This is a genomic window from Arthrobacter sp. NPDC058192, from assembly GCF_042883665.1.
Taxonomy (GTDB): domain Bacteria; phylum Actinomycetota; class Actinomycetes; order Actinomycetales; family Micrococcaceae; genus Arthrobacter.
Map to the genome: position 1 here is coordinate 172,765 of NZ_JBHVVJ010000002.1, position 16,391 is coordinate 189,155.

Sequence of the window (16,391 nt, forward strand, 5' to 3'; positions counted from 1 at the left end):
AGCATGACGCGGCAAGGGGACCTCTGGTCAGCAGAATTGGTCGCCGAAGATTGATGCCGATTTTCTTGCAGCCTGCACAATGTCCCTAGCGGGGGGCCGCAACGATTCCGAGGGCGAGCATGTAGGTGGCCCGGACTTCGCCATCGGAGAGGTCCAGTTTCAGCAGCTCCTCAATTTTCCGCAGGCGGTAACTGAGCGTATTCCGGTGGATAAACAGCTCGTCACAGATTTTCGCGGAATTCCCGCTGTGGCGCAGGTACGCGTCGAACGTCTCCCGCAGGGAGCTGCCGCCGTCGGCCAGCGGAGCCAGAAGCCGCCGGCACATTGCCACCAGTCCCGGGCTCGGCAACCCCTGCACGATGCCGGCGAGATCGGCCACCGGCGCCTGGTGCACGCCGGGCCTTCCGACGTGGCGGCGGGCAAGCTGAAGCGCCAGCGGCAGTTCGCTGAGACCCGCGGGTTCCGAGACGATGACCGAGAGTTCCGGGGCGTCCCCAAAGAATTCCCGGACGGCGCCAATCAGGTCGGCCGCTGCGTGCCCGTGCTGCAGCAGAAGAGTTGTAAGCCCGGCTTCTTCCATGAACCTCACCGTGCCAAAACCCGCCTGCAGCCCAACCCGGGCGCGCCATGCGATGGCCCGCAGTTTTGCGGGCGCCACGTCTTCTGAGCCGCCGATGAGCACCGCGCCCCAGTCGCCGTCAGGATCGAACCCGGACTCGATGGCGTAGCGGCGCAGCGGAGCGGACGGCTCGCCCCGGTCTTCATAGAGGGCCTCCATGAATCGTGCCGCTTCCCGGGAATGCAGAGGCGAATGGGATCCGAGGGTATAGCTCAGCTGCATGGCGATGACGGCGGCCACAGGACCCAAAATGGGTTGCAGCACAATGCTGCTCCCGATCCCCTCGATGGACAGCCTGAATTGCTCGGATTCGCCGCTGGGCAGGCGCAGCGCCGTCCGCGCTGTCCCCCCGTGCGCCGCACCGGCGGAGACCAGCTCGAATGCATTGTGATCGATGACGGCCACTCTTGCATTGACAGCATCCGCCACCTTCGCCAGAACCTCCGCCAGGGAACGGCCGTTTGCCGCCAGCCGGGTGCACTCATCCGCAAGCTCCCAGCCTTTGCGCAGTTCCTCATAGCGCTCGGCCGCGATGACCTGCTCCACATGCCGCATGACCAGGACAAAGGGCACCTCCGGCGGGAGCTCAAGCAGCGGCAGGCCGTGCGCCTCGCAGGCCAGGAGCAATCCGGCCGGCAATTCGCTGTGTGCGGCGCCCAAGCCGAACACCAGCCCGGTAACGGGCACGGAACACAGCCGCTCCACGTAGGCGTCCCAGATCCTGAAGTCCTTGACATTCAGGCCCATGCCGTTGGTCAGCACAAGGGCATTCACGCTGAGGAAGGGCGTGGGGTCCATATGTTCGGTTGGAGCGCACCAGGTGATGGGCCGGGCCAAGCGGCCCTCGCCGCCCGGGACACGAAGTCGAATGTTGAGATCATCGTCGTCCGCCAAGTCCGCAATTCGCACGAAACCCTCCAATATGGCGGGCCCGCGCCGCCGAACAGTGTTGGACAGTGCAATAACCATAATTCACGCCTACAGATTCAGCGAGCTGCCCAATACCGGCCACCTGAAATGCTGAGTAGCGTGGCACCCATGCAAAGAAATGTGACTTCCGACACGCCCTCCTCCCCCGCTACCCGCACGCCTCCCGACAAGCAGAAACGGGTGCTTTTGAACTCCGACATGGGCGAAGGCCTCGGTCTCCACGAGTTCGGCAACGACGAAGAACTCATGCGCATCATCGACGTCGCCAACGTGGCCTGCGGTTATCACGCGGGCGATCCCGACGTCATGGAACGGACCGTAGCCTTGGCTGCCGAGCACGGCGTGGCGGTCGGCGCGCACCCCGGCCTGCCGGACTTTGTGGGGTTCGGACGCCGCCGAATGGTGCTCACCCCGGGCGAGGTCGAGTCGATCATCCTGTACCAGACCGGCGCCCTGACGGCGTTCCTTGCAAAGCACGGGCTGGGACTGAACCACATCAAACCACACGGTGCCCTCTACGGGATGCTGGCCGGCGACGAGGAACTGATGCAGGCCGCCGCAGGTACTGCCCTGCAGTTCGGCGTTCCGTTTTTCGGGCTCGCGGGGACCGCCCACGAAAGCGTGTGCCGCGCCATGGGGGTCGAGTTCGTGCCCGAACTCTATGTCGACCTGAATTACGGTCCGGCCGGTGAGCTGCTGATCCAGCGCCGCCCGGCGCCCACCGATCCCGGGGCCGCCGCCGAGCGTGTCAGCAGGGCGCTGGCGGGCAGGCCCGTTCTCGCTGTTGACGGTACCGAGCTGGACATCCAGTTCCGAAGCATCTGCGTCCACTCCGATGCACCCAATTCTGTTGCAGTGGCCACCGCGGTGCGTGCGGTCCTCGGCTGAACACCCGATCTATCCAACCATCTGAAAGAGAGCACCCCGTGGCAACCATCGTTTCCCCGCTCCCCGGCGTCTTCTACCGCAAGCCCGGCCCTGGCAAGCCGCCGTTCGCCAACGAGGGCGACGCTATAGAGGTGGGACAGACCCTCGGCATTATCGAAATCATGAAACAGTTCACCGAAATCCAATCCGACGTGGCCGGCACCCTGGAGTCCTTTGAGGTCAACGAGGGCGACATGGTCAACCCAGGCGATGCAATCGTCATCGTCCGTGAAGGTTAGCCGTGAAGAAACTACTCATCGCCAACCGCGGCGAGATCGCTGTGCGCATTGCCCGGACCGCCCGCGAAATGGGTATCGAGACACTCGCGGTGGCCAGTGAGGCCGACGCCGGATCGCTGGCCGCGCGCACAGCCGACAACGTCGTCGTGGTGGGCCCGGCTCCCGCGCCGGCCAGCTACCTGAACCAAGAGGCCATCATCACCGCAGCCTTGGACAACGGTTGCGATGCCGTCCACCCAGGCTACGGATTCCTGTCCGAGAATGCGGCCTTCGCCCGTAGGGTCGCAGATGCTGGCCTGATCTGGGTGGGGCCGGACGCGGATGCGATCACGGTGATGGGCAACAAGTCCATGGCGAGGGAATCCGCCCGGAAGGCAGGCGTCCCCGTGCTCCGCGGCTCGGATGGCCCCCTCGATCCTGCGGCCGACGCCGTAGAAGTGGCGCGCGGCATCGGCTATCCGCTCGTCGTCAAAGCCTCCGCCGGCGGCGGCGGCCGGGGCATCCGGTTTGTTCACGGCGAGGACGAGCTTCTGGAAATCATCGAGATGGCGCGCGGCGAAGCGGCCTCCGTCTTCGGTGATCCGACGGTTTACCTCGAACGTTTTGTCCAGCATGCCCGTCATGTGGAGGTGCAGGTCCTCGGTGACGGCACAAACTTCATCCATCTCGGAGACCGCGACTGCTCCATGCAACGGCGCTCCCAGAAGGTCATTGAAGAAGCACCGGCTCCGGATCTCCCGGACCACGTCCGCCAGAGGATCCGGGAATCCTCTGTGGAACTCGCCCGCGAGTGCGGCTACAGCGGCGCCGGAACGGTTGAATTCCTCTACGACCCGGTCAAGCATGAAGCGGCGTTTATCGAAATGAACACCCGCATCCAGGTTGAGCACCCGATCACGGAGGAGATCACCGGTGTTGACCTGGTCCGCGAGCAGCTGCTCATTGCCTCCACCGGGTCCATGTCGGTCCGGCAGGAGGACATTCAATTCAGCGGCCATGCCATCGAGTGCCGCATCAATGCCGAGGACCCGCACAACAATTTCTTCCCCAGCCCGGGCCTCATCACGGCCTTGGAATGGCCTGCAGGCGATGGGATCCGGGTTGACGCCGGCGTGGAGGCAGGATCCACGGTCAGCCCGTACTACGATTCCATGCTCGCAAAGCTCATTGTCCACAAGGACACCCGCGAGGCCGCCATTGAAGGGGCGCTGGAGGCGCTTTACGGGACCCGGGTCGAAGGGGTCAAGACGACGATTCCGGTGTTGAAGAAGCTGCTGGACCGGCTCGAATTCAGCGCCGTCAAGCACCACTCGAAGTTCATAGAAACCGCCGACGATCTGATGGAGTCCCAATGACTAGTCCGGAAACCGCTGTGTTGGAGGCCCGTTACACCTGGGGCGGAGACGAATTCCTGTTCGTTGAGGTTTCCGAGTCCATGAGCCTGGCGGCGAACTTTAGGGTGATGTCCATCGCCGCGAAGCTTTCGGCCATGCAACTGCCGGGCATTGTGGACGTCTGCCCTGCCAACGCTTCGCTGCTGGTGAGGTTTGACCCCGACGTCCTGCCGCCGTCGACCCTTGAAGAGACCGTCCGGACGATTGAAGGGGACCTGGCTCACCATCACGATCATGCGCTGGACACCCGGATCATCGAAGTCCCGGTCTGGTACGACGATCCATTCACGGCAGAGGTGGCCGAACGATTCCGCGAAGGATTCCATCAGGAGCCCGGCGGCACGGACATTGACTACGCGGCCAAGGTCAACAACCTCGAGGATGCCGCCGAATTCATCCAACGCCACCACGAGCAACCGTGGCTTGTCTCCATGGTTGGATTCGTCGCCGGCCTGCCGTTCCTCTTCCAGCTGGTGGAGCGGGAGAAACAACTGGAAGTACCCAAGTACTTGAGTCCCCGCACGGACACCCCCAAACTGACCGTAGGCCACGGGGGCTGCTTCGGCTGCATCTACTCCGTGCGGGGGGCCGGGGGCTACCAGATGTTCGGGGTCGCTGCCGCGCCGATCTTCGAACCCGCCCAGACTCTGGCCGACTTCAAGGACTTCATGGTCTTCTTCAAACCGGGCGACATCGTGAAATTCAAGCCGGTCACCGAGTCCGAATATAACGACATCCAGGCTGAGATCTCCGTCGGGACGTTCCGCTACCGGCAGGTGCCCGTGACATTTGATCTGGCCAAGGCACTGGCGGATCCCGAAGGCTACAACCAGGAACTCATGGAGGCCCTCAATGGCGTTTAAGATCAAGACCCCCGGCCTGGCCACCACAGTCCAGGACCAGGGACGCACGGGCCACTACAACGTGGGCATCCCGCAAAGCGGCTCGATGGACCAATACTCCGCCGAACTCGGCAACGCCCTGGTGGGTAACACTGCTAAGGAGGCCGTCCTTGAATGCACGTACCTTGGCCCGGTGTTGACCACCGACATGGACGCCGTCATCGCCGTCACGGGGGCACCAGTTGACGTTAAGATCAACGGCGAAACCCGGCCCCAGTGGACCCGGTTACAACTGCACGCCGGCGATGAGCTCAGCTTCGGGGTCATCCGTGGGGGCACGCGCTACTACATCGCGGTCCAGGGAGGCATGGATGTTCCCGAGGTGCTCGGCAGCCGGTCCACCTACAGCTTGGGCGCAATCGGCGGATTCCAGGGCCGCAAACTGGAGGCCGGTGACCAGGTTCCGGTTGGCGTTCCGGTCAACGCCGGGGCTGTACCCGACGCCGAGGCGCTTCCGGACGAATTCCGTCCCGTGTTCGCGAAGGAACAGGTTGTCAGGATTGTGCTTGGCCTGTATGACCACCGGCTCACCGACGAAGGACTGGACAACCTCCTGAACGGCGAGTGGAAGGTGACCCCGGTGGCTGACCGGATGGGGCTGAGGTACTCGGGCCCCGGAGTGAAGTGGAAAGAACGGGAGCAGCCCTTCGGCGCCGGCTCCGACCCGTCCAACATCGTGGATGCCGGATACGCCGTCGGGTCCATCCAGATCCCTGGGGGCACGCAACCCATCATCCTGCACCGCGATGCCGTCTCCGGCGGTGGTTACGCCATGGTGGGCACGGTCATCAGCGCCGACATGGATCTGCTGGCCCGAGCTGCGCCGGGCACGTCGACCAGATTCGTGGCCGTCAGCATGGACGATGCCCTTGCGGCGCGCATGGAACTCGCCAAGCTCAAGAGGAAGGCCCGGGCGGCCATCGGCGCAGGCAGCTGACCCGGGGTCAAAAATCAGTCGTGATCAGGAATGAGTGGTTAGGGACGATCGGCGGAAGTCGGTGTGCCACACTCCAAGGTCGTGACCGTTCCGCTCGGTGAGGACATATTCGTGCCAGCGGTCAAACGCGGAGCAGGGATGGGATAGACCGAAGTCCACTGTGTCGGTGACGTCCAGTCCGGTGACGCCGGTAAGGACTGCGTGATGGTCGTAGAGATTTCGCACGCCCCCGGCTGCGCCGTTCTTTTCGGCACCGTCCGCCGTCCGGGCCGACAGGAAGGTGGGCAGTCCGGCGTCGTAGGGAAGATCCCGTTTGCCTGCGCCGACGACGGCCATCCCCGCTTCCGGGGTGGACAGGACGACGGCGCGAACGGACATCGCTGGAATGAGGTCCGGAACGGGGCTGACGGCGGCATAGGTGCCGTGATCGTGGGTGACGTAGCAACCCGACCGGAGAATGATGCGGGTTCCAGGCACCCGACCGCCGTCGGGAAGGAACTCGACCACACGATCCGGGAAGGCGGAGCCACCCATTGAATAGATGGGAGCGGCAGTCTCAAAGAACTTCGCCGCCTCCAGATACACGTCCCGCACCAGCTGGCAGTGTCGGTCAACCGCACCAACGGTATCCTCCGACCTGCTGTTGGGCACAACGCCTTCGTAACCGGCAACCCCCACCAGCCTCAGTCCCGGCGTGTCCCGGACCAGCTCAGCCAGCAGCAGACCCTCGTCCAGGCTGCGTACCCCTGTGCGGCCGCCGGGTGTGCCGACGTCGATCAGCACCTCAAAATCGATCGCCCCGCCGTCGAAGACTTCCGCCGCCGCCCTCACCCCGGCTGCAGAATCGACAAAACAACGGATTTCGCGTCCGGGGTCTTCCTCCAGCCACGTGCGGACACGCGATAATCCGAACCTGTCGACGATCTCATTGGCCACGAGAACGCGGCCATGCCCCCAAGCGAATGCTGAGGCGGCTTGATCCACGGTGGCGACAGTTACGCCGACTGCGCCGGCAGCCAGCTGCCGCTCTATGATCGGCGCCGACATCGTTGTCTTTACATGCGGGGCCAGATCCACGCCCCGTGCCCGGCACCACTCCGCCATGACCCGGATATTGTTGTCGAGGGCGTCGCTGTCGAGCCGCAGCTGCGGATACGCCGGACCTTTGCCAACCTTCGCCGCGAAGTCTCCATCGGCTCCGCCCTGGCTTTCCATCTTGCTCACGCCACTCCCCGATTCTTCGGTCCCAAAAGCCTGCTTCGACACTCCGACAAACTTACTTGAGCCATGGGTCTGGCGGAATTGGCCTGTTGATACTGCACTGGTGACATGAGCTCCGCACCCTCAGACCTACTTCACTTCACCGAGCGCGGAACCGGCGGGCCCCTGCTGCTGGTGCACGGGCTGATGGTCACCGGAGAGATGTTCGAGCCAGTGCTCGAGCGTCTCTCCGCCCGGCACCGCCTGGTCATTCCGGATCTGCGCGGCCACGGGCGAAGCCGGGGCCTTCCGCCGCCTTACACGGCCGCAGTGCGAGCGGGTTGAAGGCCACGTCCTGCCGCCTGCGCTCCAAGTCTTCGGGATGCGCCGGCTGTCAAAGCTGGTAGTCGCACGGGCCGCCCGACAGCCAGGACCTGGACCCATACGGACGAGCTTGGGCGGGTGACCGAGGAATTCCTTGACGGTTGAGAGACCGGTCCCGGGTTAGGTGACGGGGAATTGGCACGCCTAGGCGTGCCCGCACCGCCTAGACATCCAGCGCCGGATTCCGGTCGAAGAAGCCCACCGGCTTGAGCCAGAACGCTACAGTGTCCGCCGGCATGATCGGCCACTCCTCCGGCCGCGGGATGTGGTGTATGCCGAAAACGTACCAAAGGACGACGTCGGTGTTTTCCACGGACCGGCCCTGCCGCACCCATTCGGGCATTCCCAGCCCGCCTGCTCCCTGGTTCACAAACTCGCCGGCCGGCCAACGTTCCTTGGCATCGTTCGGCGTCACCCACACCGTGTGCCCAATGACCTCCGCGCGCTGGAAAACCGGGGATGCCGGATCAAAGAACGCGGGGAACGCTGCGCCGGGCACCAGCTTGTAGGACACCGGGGTTCCCAGTCCGTTGACCGAATTATCGTTTGTCACCGTCCAGGCCCGCTGGGTCTCCCAGGAATAGTCGTCGTGCCCCTCGGTGGTGATGGGGGTCTTTTTCTGCAGCAGGGCTAGCCCGTACGGATTGTCCGGACCCATCGGGACCATCTCGGTTTCCGAGCGGTAAACTGTGTTGGCCGTGCCGTCGATATCGAGGTCGAGCCGGGCCACCAGGAAGTGCTGATGGAAGGGCGCGTAGGTCCGATGGTCCACAAGGGTTCCGCTCGGATGATCTTGGCCCTCGCCGAAATGGGTTACCACCATGATTCCAGTGGCTCGTACCTCGCACTCGATGTTCCCGTCTTGGTAGAAGCGCCAGTAGACCAGGTATTCATAGTTGGCCACGGTGACATGGAACGAAATCACCAGTCGACGCATGCGACGCACTTCCATGCCGCCGTCATGATCGATGTGCTTCCACAGCACCGCGGCGTCCTCTTCGTGGAAGCAGATCGCGTTCTTAATGGTGAACGGCTCCCCCGCCGAATTGTGCATGACCGCATCGAAATACCGGACTTCGCCAAGACAGTCGCAGCCCAGTTCAAGCGACGTCGTCATGAATCCCAGGCCCCATTCGCCGACATCGAACGCGGTGCGGCGGTAGTGGTCGTCACTCGGGTCCCGGTAGGGAACGGCCATTTCGGCAAAGGAGAAGCGGTTCGCAATCGGCCGCTCGCGGCCTCCGTCGCGATAGCTGACCCGGTGAATGGTCAGGCCTTCGCGGTAGTTGAACCCGACTCGCATGGACCAGTTCTGCCAGCTGACCCTGTTGCCGTCAAAACGGAAGGAAACGCCGTCGGGCTGAACAATCTCCAGCGGCTTCAGCGGTTCCCGGGTGCTTGCATTGCGGAGCCGCTCCGGGATCAGCGCCGGAACATATTCCCCCATGATCTCGGGAGTGTCGACCGCAAAAGTGTCCTCGATGTCCAGCAGCTCCATGGTAGCCAGGTCAATGACGCAGTGGAAGCCGTTGACCGGCCCTGCATAGGGGTTTGCACCCGCCCGGGCACGGACCCAGGTATCGGACCAGCCGATCCGGCGCCCCTGATACTTTTCCGGGATCAGTGTCAGGCCGTAAGTCCAAACGTCCATGAACACCAGGGACAGGTCCGTGATGCCGCGCCTGGCAAGCGCAGCGATCACCCGCGGGTCACTGCGCAGCGCCGCGTCAGCTTCTTCCCACTCGTCCACGGTCATGTTCGCCTGAACGCCCGGTACATGGGCGAAAGAGACGACGACCCCGCGAGTCAGGGACAGCCGCGCCTGATAGGTCTTGTTTGAGGACCGTTCGAAGCAGTTCACACCGACGATCCGCTCCGGAGCCGGCGCGTCGGCATCGGACTCGAAGGCGTCGACGGCCGCCTTGTCGGGTTCGATCAGCTCAATGGCTGCCAGCCGCCACGCGGGATACGAGACGCCCTGTGCGCTGGCGAGCAAAGCCGCCGTTGCACTGAACTCGTCCGCACCAAGCGGATCCAGTGGATGAAACTGGGACGAAATTCTCACGGCACTCTCCCTCTCCGAGATCACCTTCACGGCCCCGGCTACGAACTGGGAGCCGCTGGACCGCTGGCGGGTCCTTAGTTCGTTTCCTCCCTGATGTGCCAGGGCGAGCCATATCCCTCCGGCTCGGGGGCGGCCATCAATTCCAGGAATGGTTTCGATGGGAAAGCCTCCGGACCGAGGACACCTGCCCCTGTCCACATGCCGGTGGCAAGGAGCTCGAGAGCAATGATCGGATTAATGGCCGTTTGCCAAACAACGCATTGACTCGCGTAGTTTTCCATGGTCCACGCATTGTCAGCCACATGGTAAAGGTAGGTACTTCGTGGGTTGCCCTCCTTGTCTTGGCCCCGTACCAGGACCCCGGCACACGTCTTTCCCGTGATTTTGGGGCCGAGCGTCGCAGGGTCCGGGAGGCACGCTGCCACGACGTCCCTCGGACTGACCCGGGATCCCTTGACGTTGACCGGTTCGGTCGAGTCGAGACCGAGTTTGTGAAGAACCCGGAGAACGTCGATGAATTCGTCGCCAAGGCCGTATTTGAAGTTCACAGTTTTTGCATCGATCCAGCGCGGCATGAGCAGCACTTCTTCGTGTTCCACATTGACGCATTCGACGGGCCCAATGCCCTCCGGGAAGTCGAAGACTTCGGGCTCGCTAAATGGCTCCGTGGTCCTCCAGCCAAGCTCGGAGGAGTAGACGACAGGCGGGTTCAGGCACTCTTCAATCGTGGTCCAAATCGAAAAAGAAGGGGCAAAGTCATATCCTTCAACCACCAGGTTGGCGCCGTCGCGGACGGCCAATTCGTCGATCTGGGAGAAGAGGAATTCCTGGGCATAGGCGGCAAAGACATCCGACAGCCCGGGTTCGACGCCCATTCCGACCACGGCAAGGCGGCCGGCGGCTTCCCATTCGCCTGACTGTTCAAATTGCAGATCACCCAGCTTCAGTCCAGGGAGCTGATACGGCAGCTCGGGATGCCGCGTCGACAATGACATCGCCATATCGAGGTACGTTGCACCAGCCTCCGCCGCCCCTTCAAAGATAGGCATCACGAAGCGGGGATCGACGGCATTGAAGACGTGTGTGATGCGGTGCCGGCGTATCGCTTCCGCAACGGCCCCATTGCTCGACGCGTCCAGGGCCATCGCTTCAAAGCGCTGCCTTAGGCCAGAAGGAATGGATTGCACGACAGATTCGGCACGCGCCACATCGTAGTCCGCGACAAAGAATGCTTCGAAGAAGCTGCGGCGCGCCGCGATGCCAACGGCCGCTCCGCCCACGCCGCCGGCGCCTATGCATAGGATCCTCATAGGTGTCCTTCAGGTGGGAGCAACGGCGTCGGCGGCGAAATCATTGGCGGTGCGCCTCATTCGTCCATGCCCCGGGCCAGTGTCTGGCCGCGGAAGAAGTCGGGCTTCCGGATCCACCAGACCCCCATCAGCACCGCCCCGATCAGCAGGCCGCCGACGCCCACGACTGCCTCGGCCCCGATTCCGAAGATCGTCACGTTGTTGCCGTCTGCGTCTTGGAGCCAATCAGGCTGGGCGAAGTTTGAGAGACCGTAGACGAAAACGGCCGCCAGCATGAGGCTGCCGACCAACGGGAACAGTCCGCGCATGATGAAGTTCCGGAACGACGACGTCAGTGTCTTGCGATAAAACCACACGCAGGCGAGGCCGGTCAGTCCGTAGTAGAACGCGATCATCAGCCCGATCGACCCGATCAGGGCGAGAAGTAGCGCCGGGCTGATGAGCGTGAAGATGAGGTAAAAGAACGCAGATGCGAGGCCCATGCCGATCGTGGACCAGGTCGGCGTGAGGAAATTCGGGTGAATTCGCGCGAACTTTTCCGGGATCGCCTTGTAGACCGCCATCGAAAGCGTAGTGCGTGCTGTCGGAAGGATGGTCGTTTGCGTCGAGGCCGACGCCGACGTCAGGATGGAGAATCCGAGCAGCGTCATGAGGATCGATCCAACCGGGCCCTCGCCGAACAGTGTGGGTCCGATGGCCGAAAATACGTCGGCAGAGTTTTCCGGGTTTGCCAGTCCGATTCCCGAGTCGCCGACGCCGGCAAAGGCCACGGCGGCCACGGTCACGATCGCGTAGGTCGCCAGCAGGAGAATCGTGCTGATGATTGCCGCGCGCCCCGGGGTCTTGTCAGGGTTCTTCGTCTCCTCATTCACCGAGACGGCAGTGTCCCAGCCCCAGTAAATGAAGATCGCAGTGAGCATGGCCGGTGCAATGGTCTCGCCAAAGTCGAGTGTGAACGGATTGAACCAGTCCAACTGCGGGATGAGGGAGTACGGCTCGGCGGTTCCCGAATACACCTTGACCAGCGCAAAGCCCGCGAAGAAAATCAGGATTGCGATTTCAAATGAGAGCAGCACGTACTGCACGTGGGCCGTGAGCTCGATGCCCCGGTAGCAGATCCACGTCATCACCGCGATCCAAGCCAGACCTGCAATCGTTGTCGCGACGACGTTGCCCGCCAGCCCCGCGACTTCCGGCAGCCCGAATCCTCCGACAAAAATGAAGGAATACGCGCCAGCGATCTGAGCCAGATTGGCCATGACGACGATGTCGGCGATGACAATCCCCCAGCCACCCATCCACCCGGTGACCGGACCAAACGCTCGGGACGCCCACGTGAACGTTGTTCCGCAGTCAGGCTCAGCCTTATTCAGCTCCTGGTAGGCGACCGCGATGAGATACATCGGGATGAACGCGAGAAGGACGATTCCGGGTGCCTTGACCCCTGCGAAGATGGTGCCACCGACGACGATGAATCCCAGGCTGGCCGCGAGGCTGTAGGCCGGGGCAGTCGATGCGACACCTACAACGACACTCGACACGAGACCAAGCGCACCGCCTTTCAGCCCCTTGTCGCCAGCCTCTTTGGTTGTTGAAGGAACGGTGTTTGCCATCTTGTCTCCCAACCGCGGAACCGGCACCGCCGGTTGAGCCCGAGTCCAACTTTTTACCCAACGAAGAGCGGGAGACCCGATGGGTAATTAATGCAAATAGTCCAACTTCTGGAGATTTCCCGCAAGGGGGCGGATCGATCCGGTTGAGAGAATTATCGATCAGCGCCTCGAGGCGACCGCCCGCCGTCGAATACCTACTGGGATGCACGGCCCGTTAGGGCTTCTTGTCCTTCGCGACTTCTGTAAACAGACCTCCCTGGGCGGCGCCGGAACCCGACTCGCCGCCGCCCGCGCCGCGCAAAACAAAGGCGATGCCGACGGCCGCCGCTGCCCCGACCAGTGGCCCGGCGGCGTACACCCAGTAGTCGAGGAAATTCCCGCTGGCAAGATCAGGCCCGAACGTTCGGGCCGGATTCATCGACGTGCCGGAGATGGGGCTGCCCCACAGGCCCGCCAACGCGATGTACCCGCCTACCCCAAACGCACCCAACAGCCCGACATTCTGGGCCCCTGAGGCGGTCCCGAGAATGACGCTGACCAGCCCCAGCGTCAGCAGGGCCTCCATCCAGAAGGCGGCTCCCGCCGAGTAGTCCGCCGCCGGATAGTTTGAACCGTAAGTGGCGGAGACGCCAATCACGGCCTGCAGCAGCAAGCAGGCAAGGGTCGCTCCGATGAGCTGAACAAGGATGTAGCCCGGCACCCGGCGCCAGGGGAAATCAACGCGAAGGGCGAACGCGATGCTGACCGCGGGGTTCAGGTGCGCGCCGGAGATTTTGCCCATGAACAGGATGATGCCCAACACCATCAGGCCGGGTGCCACGACGGCGGCCGTGCGGCTGATGACGCCGGGGAACGCCTGGCTCATCATGCCACCGCCGGCAGCGACAATGACTAGCAGGAAGGTGCCGTACAACTCCGAGAACAGGCGCCGCCATTCCTGGCGGGGATCATCAAAATCCTGGATTCGCAGCAGGATATTCTGTTCGATGGTTCCCAATTCGCTGGCGACACTGCGGTTGTGGGCCCCGCTTTGTTGCGCACCCACGCGCCCGGTTCCGTCATTTCGCTGGTTTTCCGACATGGCCAATCGCCTCCGACTATGGCACAGTGCTCTGCCGTACCCGGAGTGGGCCGGCATCTGGAAACCACAATGTACCGCTGCCAGGGCCGGTTGTCAGTGAGCCGATGGTCCTCTTATTAGCGGCTTGCACGGACCCGGCCTGCACCTTCGTGCGGACATCCGCGGAGCAAAGTCCTACCATTCAGCCATGACGCAAGAAACCTGGCTCAAGTATTCCGAGTGGCCCCTCGTCGGAGCGGCCTTTCTCTTTCTGGCGGCCTATTCGGTTCTGGTCATTGTCGATCCGCCGGACCCCTACGCCACCGCCCTAGCGCTCGTCATGGGGTCAACGTGGCTGGCCTTCGGCGTCGACTACATCGTGAAATTGCTGTTGGCCCACCGGCGCGGCCGATGGTTCGTCCGACACCCCTTGGACCTGCTCATGGTCGTGCTGCCGGTAGCACGACCATTACGTCTCCTTCGTCCGTTCACCTTGCGGCAAGTCATGGAGCGGGCTCCGGGCACTGCCATCAGGACCCGTGTCATGGCCTACGTTATTCTCTCGGCCATCCTTCTGATCTATACGGTGGCCCTGAGCGTTCTCAGTTTCGAAAAGAACGCTCCGAACGCGAATATCACCTCCATGGGCGACTCCTTGTGGTGGGCGATAGTCACCATCACAACGATCGGTTATGGCGACTATTACCCTGTGACCGTTCCGGGCAGGTGGGCTGCGGCCGCGCTGATGGTCGGCGGGTTTGCCGTCCTGAGCATGGTCACTGCTGCGGTGTCCTCTTGGCTAGTTGAGAGCGTGACCGCCGCAACGAATGAACGCAGGCAGGCGGACGAATCCATCGGCACCGAGGAACTCGCCCGCCTCACAGCCCAGATCAACAGGCTCCATGACCAGCTGACTCGGGAGTCCGGTGCCTCGGAAGGGCACCCTGCCAGCCCTGCCGACGCAAAAGCAGGCAAGGAACCACGGTGACGGCGCCAAGGCTGTCGAAGGCCGCCCCGTTTGATCCTTGCGCGATTTGATCCTCAAAGGAGGCCATGGCCGCCCACGGCCCGAACGGGTACAACTGACTCATGACGACCTCTCCGTTAGTGCTCGGCCCCATGGTGCGGTACGTGGATGAGACATCGGCGAGTGTTTGGGTGGAGACCGAAGCTGCCGCCCGGGTTTCCATCCGTGCCGGCGGCAGGGAGTGGGCCGCCAGCACGTTCGCAGTCCACGGTCACCACTACGCGCTGGTGGAGCTGGACGGGCTGGAGCCCGGAACGGTCACGGCTTACGCCGTCGATGTGAACGGAACCCCGGTCTGGCCCGACCCCTCATCCGCGTTCCCGCCGTCAATGATCGCGACGCTGACCCCCGGCAAGCCGCTGCGGATGGCCTACGGCTCCTGCCGGACCAGCGTCCCGCACGATGCATCCGGGAACCGGACCCACGGCGTGGACTCGCTGCGTGCCTACGCCCTACGGATGGCCTCCGACGGCCACCTGCCGTGGCCGGATCTAGTGGCTTTCCTTGGGGATCAGGTGTACGCCGACTTGACCAGCGAGCAGATGCAGGAGTTCATCCGCGGCCGCCGCGACATCAAAGCACCGCCCGGCGAGGAGCTCAAGGACTACGAGGAGTACGCCCACCTGTACTACCTGGCCTGGTCAGACCCGGCGAACAGGTGGCTGCTGTCCACCCTGCCCAGCGCCATGATCTTCGATGACCACGACATCCGGGACGACTGGAATACCTCGCTCAGCTGGAAGAAGGAATTGGAAGCTACGTCGTGGTGGCATGACCGGATAGTTGCGGGGCTGGCCTCGTACTGGGTCTACCAGCATTTGGGGAACCTGTCTCCGCAGGAACGGGCGAAGGACGCCATCTGGCGCCGGATCACGGGCCACACCGGCGACGACGAGATCGACGTTGGCTCCGACCTTGACTCCTTCGCGGAGCGGGCGGATCGGGACCCAAAGTCTTACCGGTGGAGCTACTGCCGGGATTTTGGGGACATCCGGCTGATCGTGGTGGATTCCCGCGCTGCCCGGGACCTGGCGCCGGACGACCGCGCGCTTGTCGATGATGTGGAACTTGCCTGGCTTGACGGCCGGATGCGCGGCGGCTTCCGTCATCTGCTTGTCGCCACGTCGCTTCCCTTCCTGCTGCCGATGGGCCTGCACTATGTCGAGTCGTGGAACGAGGCCGTCTCAGAGGGTGCGTGGGGGAAACGGGCCGCCCGGGCCGGCGAGAAGCTGCGCCGTGCGGTGGATCTGGAGCATTGGGCCGCCTTCCAAAACAGCTTCCGCCGGGTGGCCGCCATGGCGAGCGAGGTCGCGGATGGCAAGCGTGGCCCGGCTCCGGAAACCATCACTTTTCTCTCCGGGGACGTGCACTTTTCCTACGTTGCGGAGGTCGAGCGGACCTCGGGCAGCCGGATCCTGCAAACGGTCTGCTCCCCCATCCGCAACCCGCTGCCCCGGCTCATGCGGTCTTTCGCAGCCGTCATGTCCTACGGCCTGGCCGCGCCTGTTGGCGCCCTGGTTGCGCGCTCGGCCAAGGTCCCGGACCCGCCGTTTCGCTGGGCCGGCATCAGGGGGCCTTGGTTTGACAACAACCTGGCCTACTTGGAGGTGGCCCCGGAGGGGCTGAACCTGTGGTGGCAGACCGGCGTGATAGACGACGGCGACCATCTCCATCCGGGACTCGAACGCGTTGCTTCCCTCACGGTAGCTCCACGGGGCTCAACGGAGCCCCGCCGGGGACAGCAGCGAACCCCCTGACTGCTGCCGGAGCGGTGCACCTGACGC

The 16,391-nt window shown here is 63.4% G+C and carries 14 protein-coding genes; 8 read left to right on the top strand and 6 right to left on the bottom strand.

The genetic code is table 11. The features are described from left to right. Positions 1-85 precede the first annotated feature (85 nt). Positions 86-1,528: a PucR family transcriptional regulator gene (locus ACFVVK_RS02940; RefSeq protein WP_390263219.1), complete on the bottom strand. Its 1,443-nt coding sequence runs from the start codon at positions 1,526-1,528 to the stop codon at positions 86-88. A gap of 141 nt (positions 1,529-1,669) precedes the next feature. On the opposite strand from ACFVVK_RS02940, the gene pxpA reads away from it, so the two are divergent. Genes pxpA through ACFVVK_RS02965 form a run of 5 tightly spaced genes read left to right on the top strand, consistent with a single transcriptional unit; the run spans position 1,670 to position 5,948 of the window. Continuing rightward, positions 1,670-2,437, top strand: coding sequence for a 5-oxoprolinase subunit PxpA (gene pxpA, locus ACFVVK_RS02945; RefSeq protein ID WP_390263222.1), 768 nt, complete (start codon positions 1,670-1,672; stop codon positions 2,435-2,437). A 38-nt stretch (positions 2,438-2,475) separates the two neighbouring features. Further along, positions 2,476-2,715, top strand: a complete 240-nt coding sequence (locus ACFVVK_RS02950) for an acetyl-CoA carboxylase (RefSeq protein ID WP_091561899.1) — start codon at positions 2,476-2,478, stop codon at positions 2,713-2,715. 2 nt (positions 2,716-2,717) lie between these two features. Further along, positions 2,718-4,070, top strand: coding sequence for an acetyl/propionyl/methylcrotonyl-CoA carboxylase subunit alpha (locus ACFVVK_RS02955; protein WP_390263224.1), 1,353 nt, complete (start codon positions 2,718-2,720; stop codon positions 4,068-4,070). Next, positions 4,067-4,972 carry an allophanate hydrolase subunit 1 gene (locus ACFVVK_RS02960; RefSeq protein WP_390263227.1) on the top strand — a complete coding sequence of 302 codons (906 nt, stop codon included), beginning with the start codon at positions 4,067-4,069 and terminating at the stop codon, positions 4,970-4,972. The genes ACFVVK_RS02955 and ACFVVK_RS02960 overlap by 4 nt, the downstream gene beginning before the upstream one ends. Then, positions 4,962-5,948: a biotin-dependent carboxyltransferase family protein gene (locus ACFVVK_RS02965; protein ID WP_390263230.1), complete on the top strand. Its 987-nt coding sequence runs from the start codon at positions 4,962-4,964 to the stop codon at positions 5,946-5,948. The genes ACFVVK_RS02960 and ACFVVK_RS02965 overlap by 11 nt, the downstream gene beginning before the upstream one ends. Positions 5,949-5,972: 24 nt before the next feature. On the opposite strand, the gene ACFVVK_RS02970 is transcribed toward ACFVVK_RS02965, so the two are convergent. After that, a complete protein-coding gene (locus ACFVVK_RS02970) occupies positions 5,973-7,163 on the bottom strand; it encodes an alanine racemase (RefSeq protein ID WP_390263601.1) in 1,191 nt (396 codons plus the stop codon). A 114-nt stretch (positions 7,164-7,277) separates the two neighbouring features. On the opposite strand from ACFVVK_RS02970, the gene ACFVVK_RS02975 reads away from it, so the two are divergent. Then, a complete protein-coding gene (locus ACFVVK_RS02975; protein ID WP_390263233.1) occupies positions 7,278-7,493 on the top strand; it encodes an alpha/beta fold hydrolase in 216 nt (71 codons plus the stop codon). Between the two features lie 202 nt (positions 7,494-7,695). Here the strand turns inward: ACFVVK_RS02975 and ACFVVK_RS02980 are convergent, their stop codons facing one another. From ACFVVK_RS02980 to ACFVVK_RS02995, 4 genes are all read right to left on the bottom strand, one after another. Further along, a complete protein-coding gene (locus ACFVVK_RS02980; protein WP_390263236.1) occupies positions 7,696-9,597 on the bottom strand; it encodes a primary-amine oxidase in 1,902 nt (633 codons plus the stop codon). A 74-nt stretch (positions 9,598-9,671) separates the two neighbouring features. Then, positions 9,672-10,907 carry a saccharopine dehydrogenase family protein gene (locus ACFVVK_RS02985; RefSeq protein ID WP_390263239.1) on the bottom strand — a complete coding sequence of 412 codons (1,236 nt, stop codon included), beginning with the start codon at positions 10,905-10,907 and terminating at the stop codon, positions 9,672-9,674. A 56-nt stretch (positions 10,908-10,963) separates the two neighbouring features. Continuing rightward, positions 10,964-12,520: an APC family permease gene (locus tag ACFVVK_RS02990; RefSeq protein ID WP_390263242.1), complete on the bottom strand. Its 1,557-nt coding sequence runs from the start codon at positions 12,518-12,520 to the stop codon at positions 10,964-10,966. A 214-nt stretch (positions 12,521-12,734) separates the two neighbouring features. Next, positions 12,735-13,601, bottom strand: a complete 867-nt coding sequence (locus ACFVVK_RS02995; RefSeq protein WP_390263245.1) for an MIP/aquaporin family protein — start codon at positions 13,599-13,601, stop codon at positions 12,735-12,737. 187 nt (positions 13,602-13,788) lie between these two features. Between ACFVVK_RS02995 and ACFVVK_RS03000 the strand changes: the two genes are divergently transcribed. Further along, positions 13,789-14,568 (top strand): potassium channel family protein, encoded by a 780-nt coding sequence (locus tag ACFVVK_RS03000; RefSeq protein WP_390263248.1) that lies wholly within the window; start codon positions 13,789-13,791, stop codon positions 14,566-14,568. Positions 14,569-14,669: 101 nt separating this feature from the next. Beyond that, positions 14,670-16,364 (top strand): alkaline phosphatase D family protein, encoded by a 1,695-nt coding sequence (locus ACFVVK_RS03005; protein ID WP_390263251.1) that lies wholly within the window; start codon positions 14,670-14,672, stop codon positions 16,362-16,364. The last annotated feature ends 27 nt before the right edge of the window (positions 16,365-16,391 follow it).

What these genes read in the sequence shown, in the direction of transcription:
- ACFVVK_RS02960 (WP_390263227.1), top strand. Translation starts at nt 4,067, where the DNA reads ATGACTAGTCCGGAAACCGCTGTGTTGGAGGCCCGTTACACCTGGGGC.
- ACFVVK_RS02965 (WP_390263230.1), top strand. Translation starts at nt 4,962, where the DNA reads ATGGCGTTTAAGATCAAGACCCCCGGCCTGGCCACCACAGTCCAGGAC.
- ACFVVK_RS02970 (WP_390263601.1), bottom strand. Translation starts at nt 7,163, where the DNA reads ATGGAAAGCCAGGGCGGAGCCGATGGAGACTTCGCGGCGAAGGTTGGC.
- ACFVVK_RS02975 (WP_390263233.1), top strand. Translation starts at nt 7,278, where the DNA reads ATGAGCTCCGCACCCTCAGACCTACTTCACTTCACCGAGCGCGGAACC.
- ACFVVK_RS02985 (WP_390263239.1), bottom strand. Translation starts at nt 10,907, where the DNA reads ATGAGGATCCTATGCATAGGCGCCGGCGGCGTGGGCGGAGCGGCCGTT.
- ACFVVK_RS02990 (WP_390263242.1), bottom strand. Translation starts at nt 12,520, where the DNA reads ATGGCAAACACCGTTCCTTCAACAACCAAAGAGGCTGGCGACAAGGGG.
- ACFVVK_RS02995 (WP_390263245.1), bottom strand. Translation starts at nt 13,601, where the DNA reads ATGTCGGAAAACCAGCGAAATGACGGAACCGGGCGCGTGGGTGCGCAA.
- ACFVVK_RS03000 (WP_390263248.1), top strand. Translation starts at nt 13,789, where the DNA reads ATGACGCAAGAAACCTGGCTCAAGTATTCCGAGTGGCCCCTCGTCGGA.
- ACFVVK_RS03005 (WP_390263251.1), top strand. Translation starts at nt 14,670, where the DNA reads ATGACGACCTCTCCGTTAGTGCTCGGCCCCATGGTGCGGTACGTGGAT.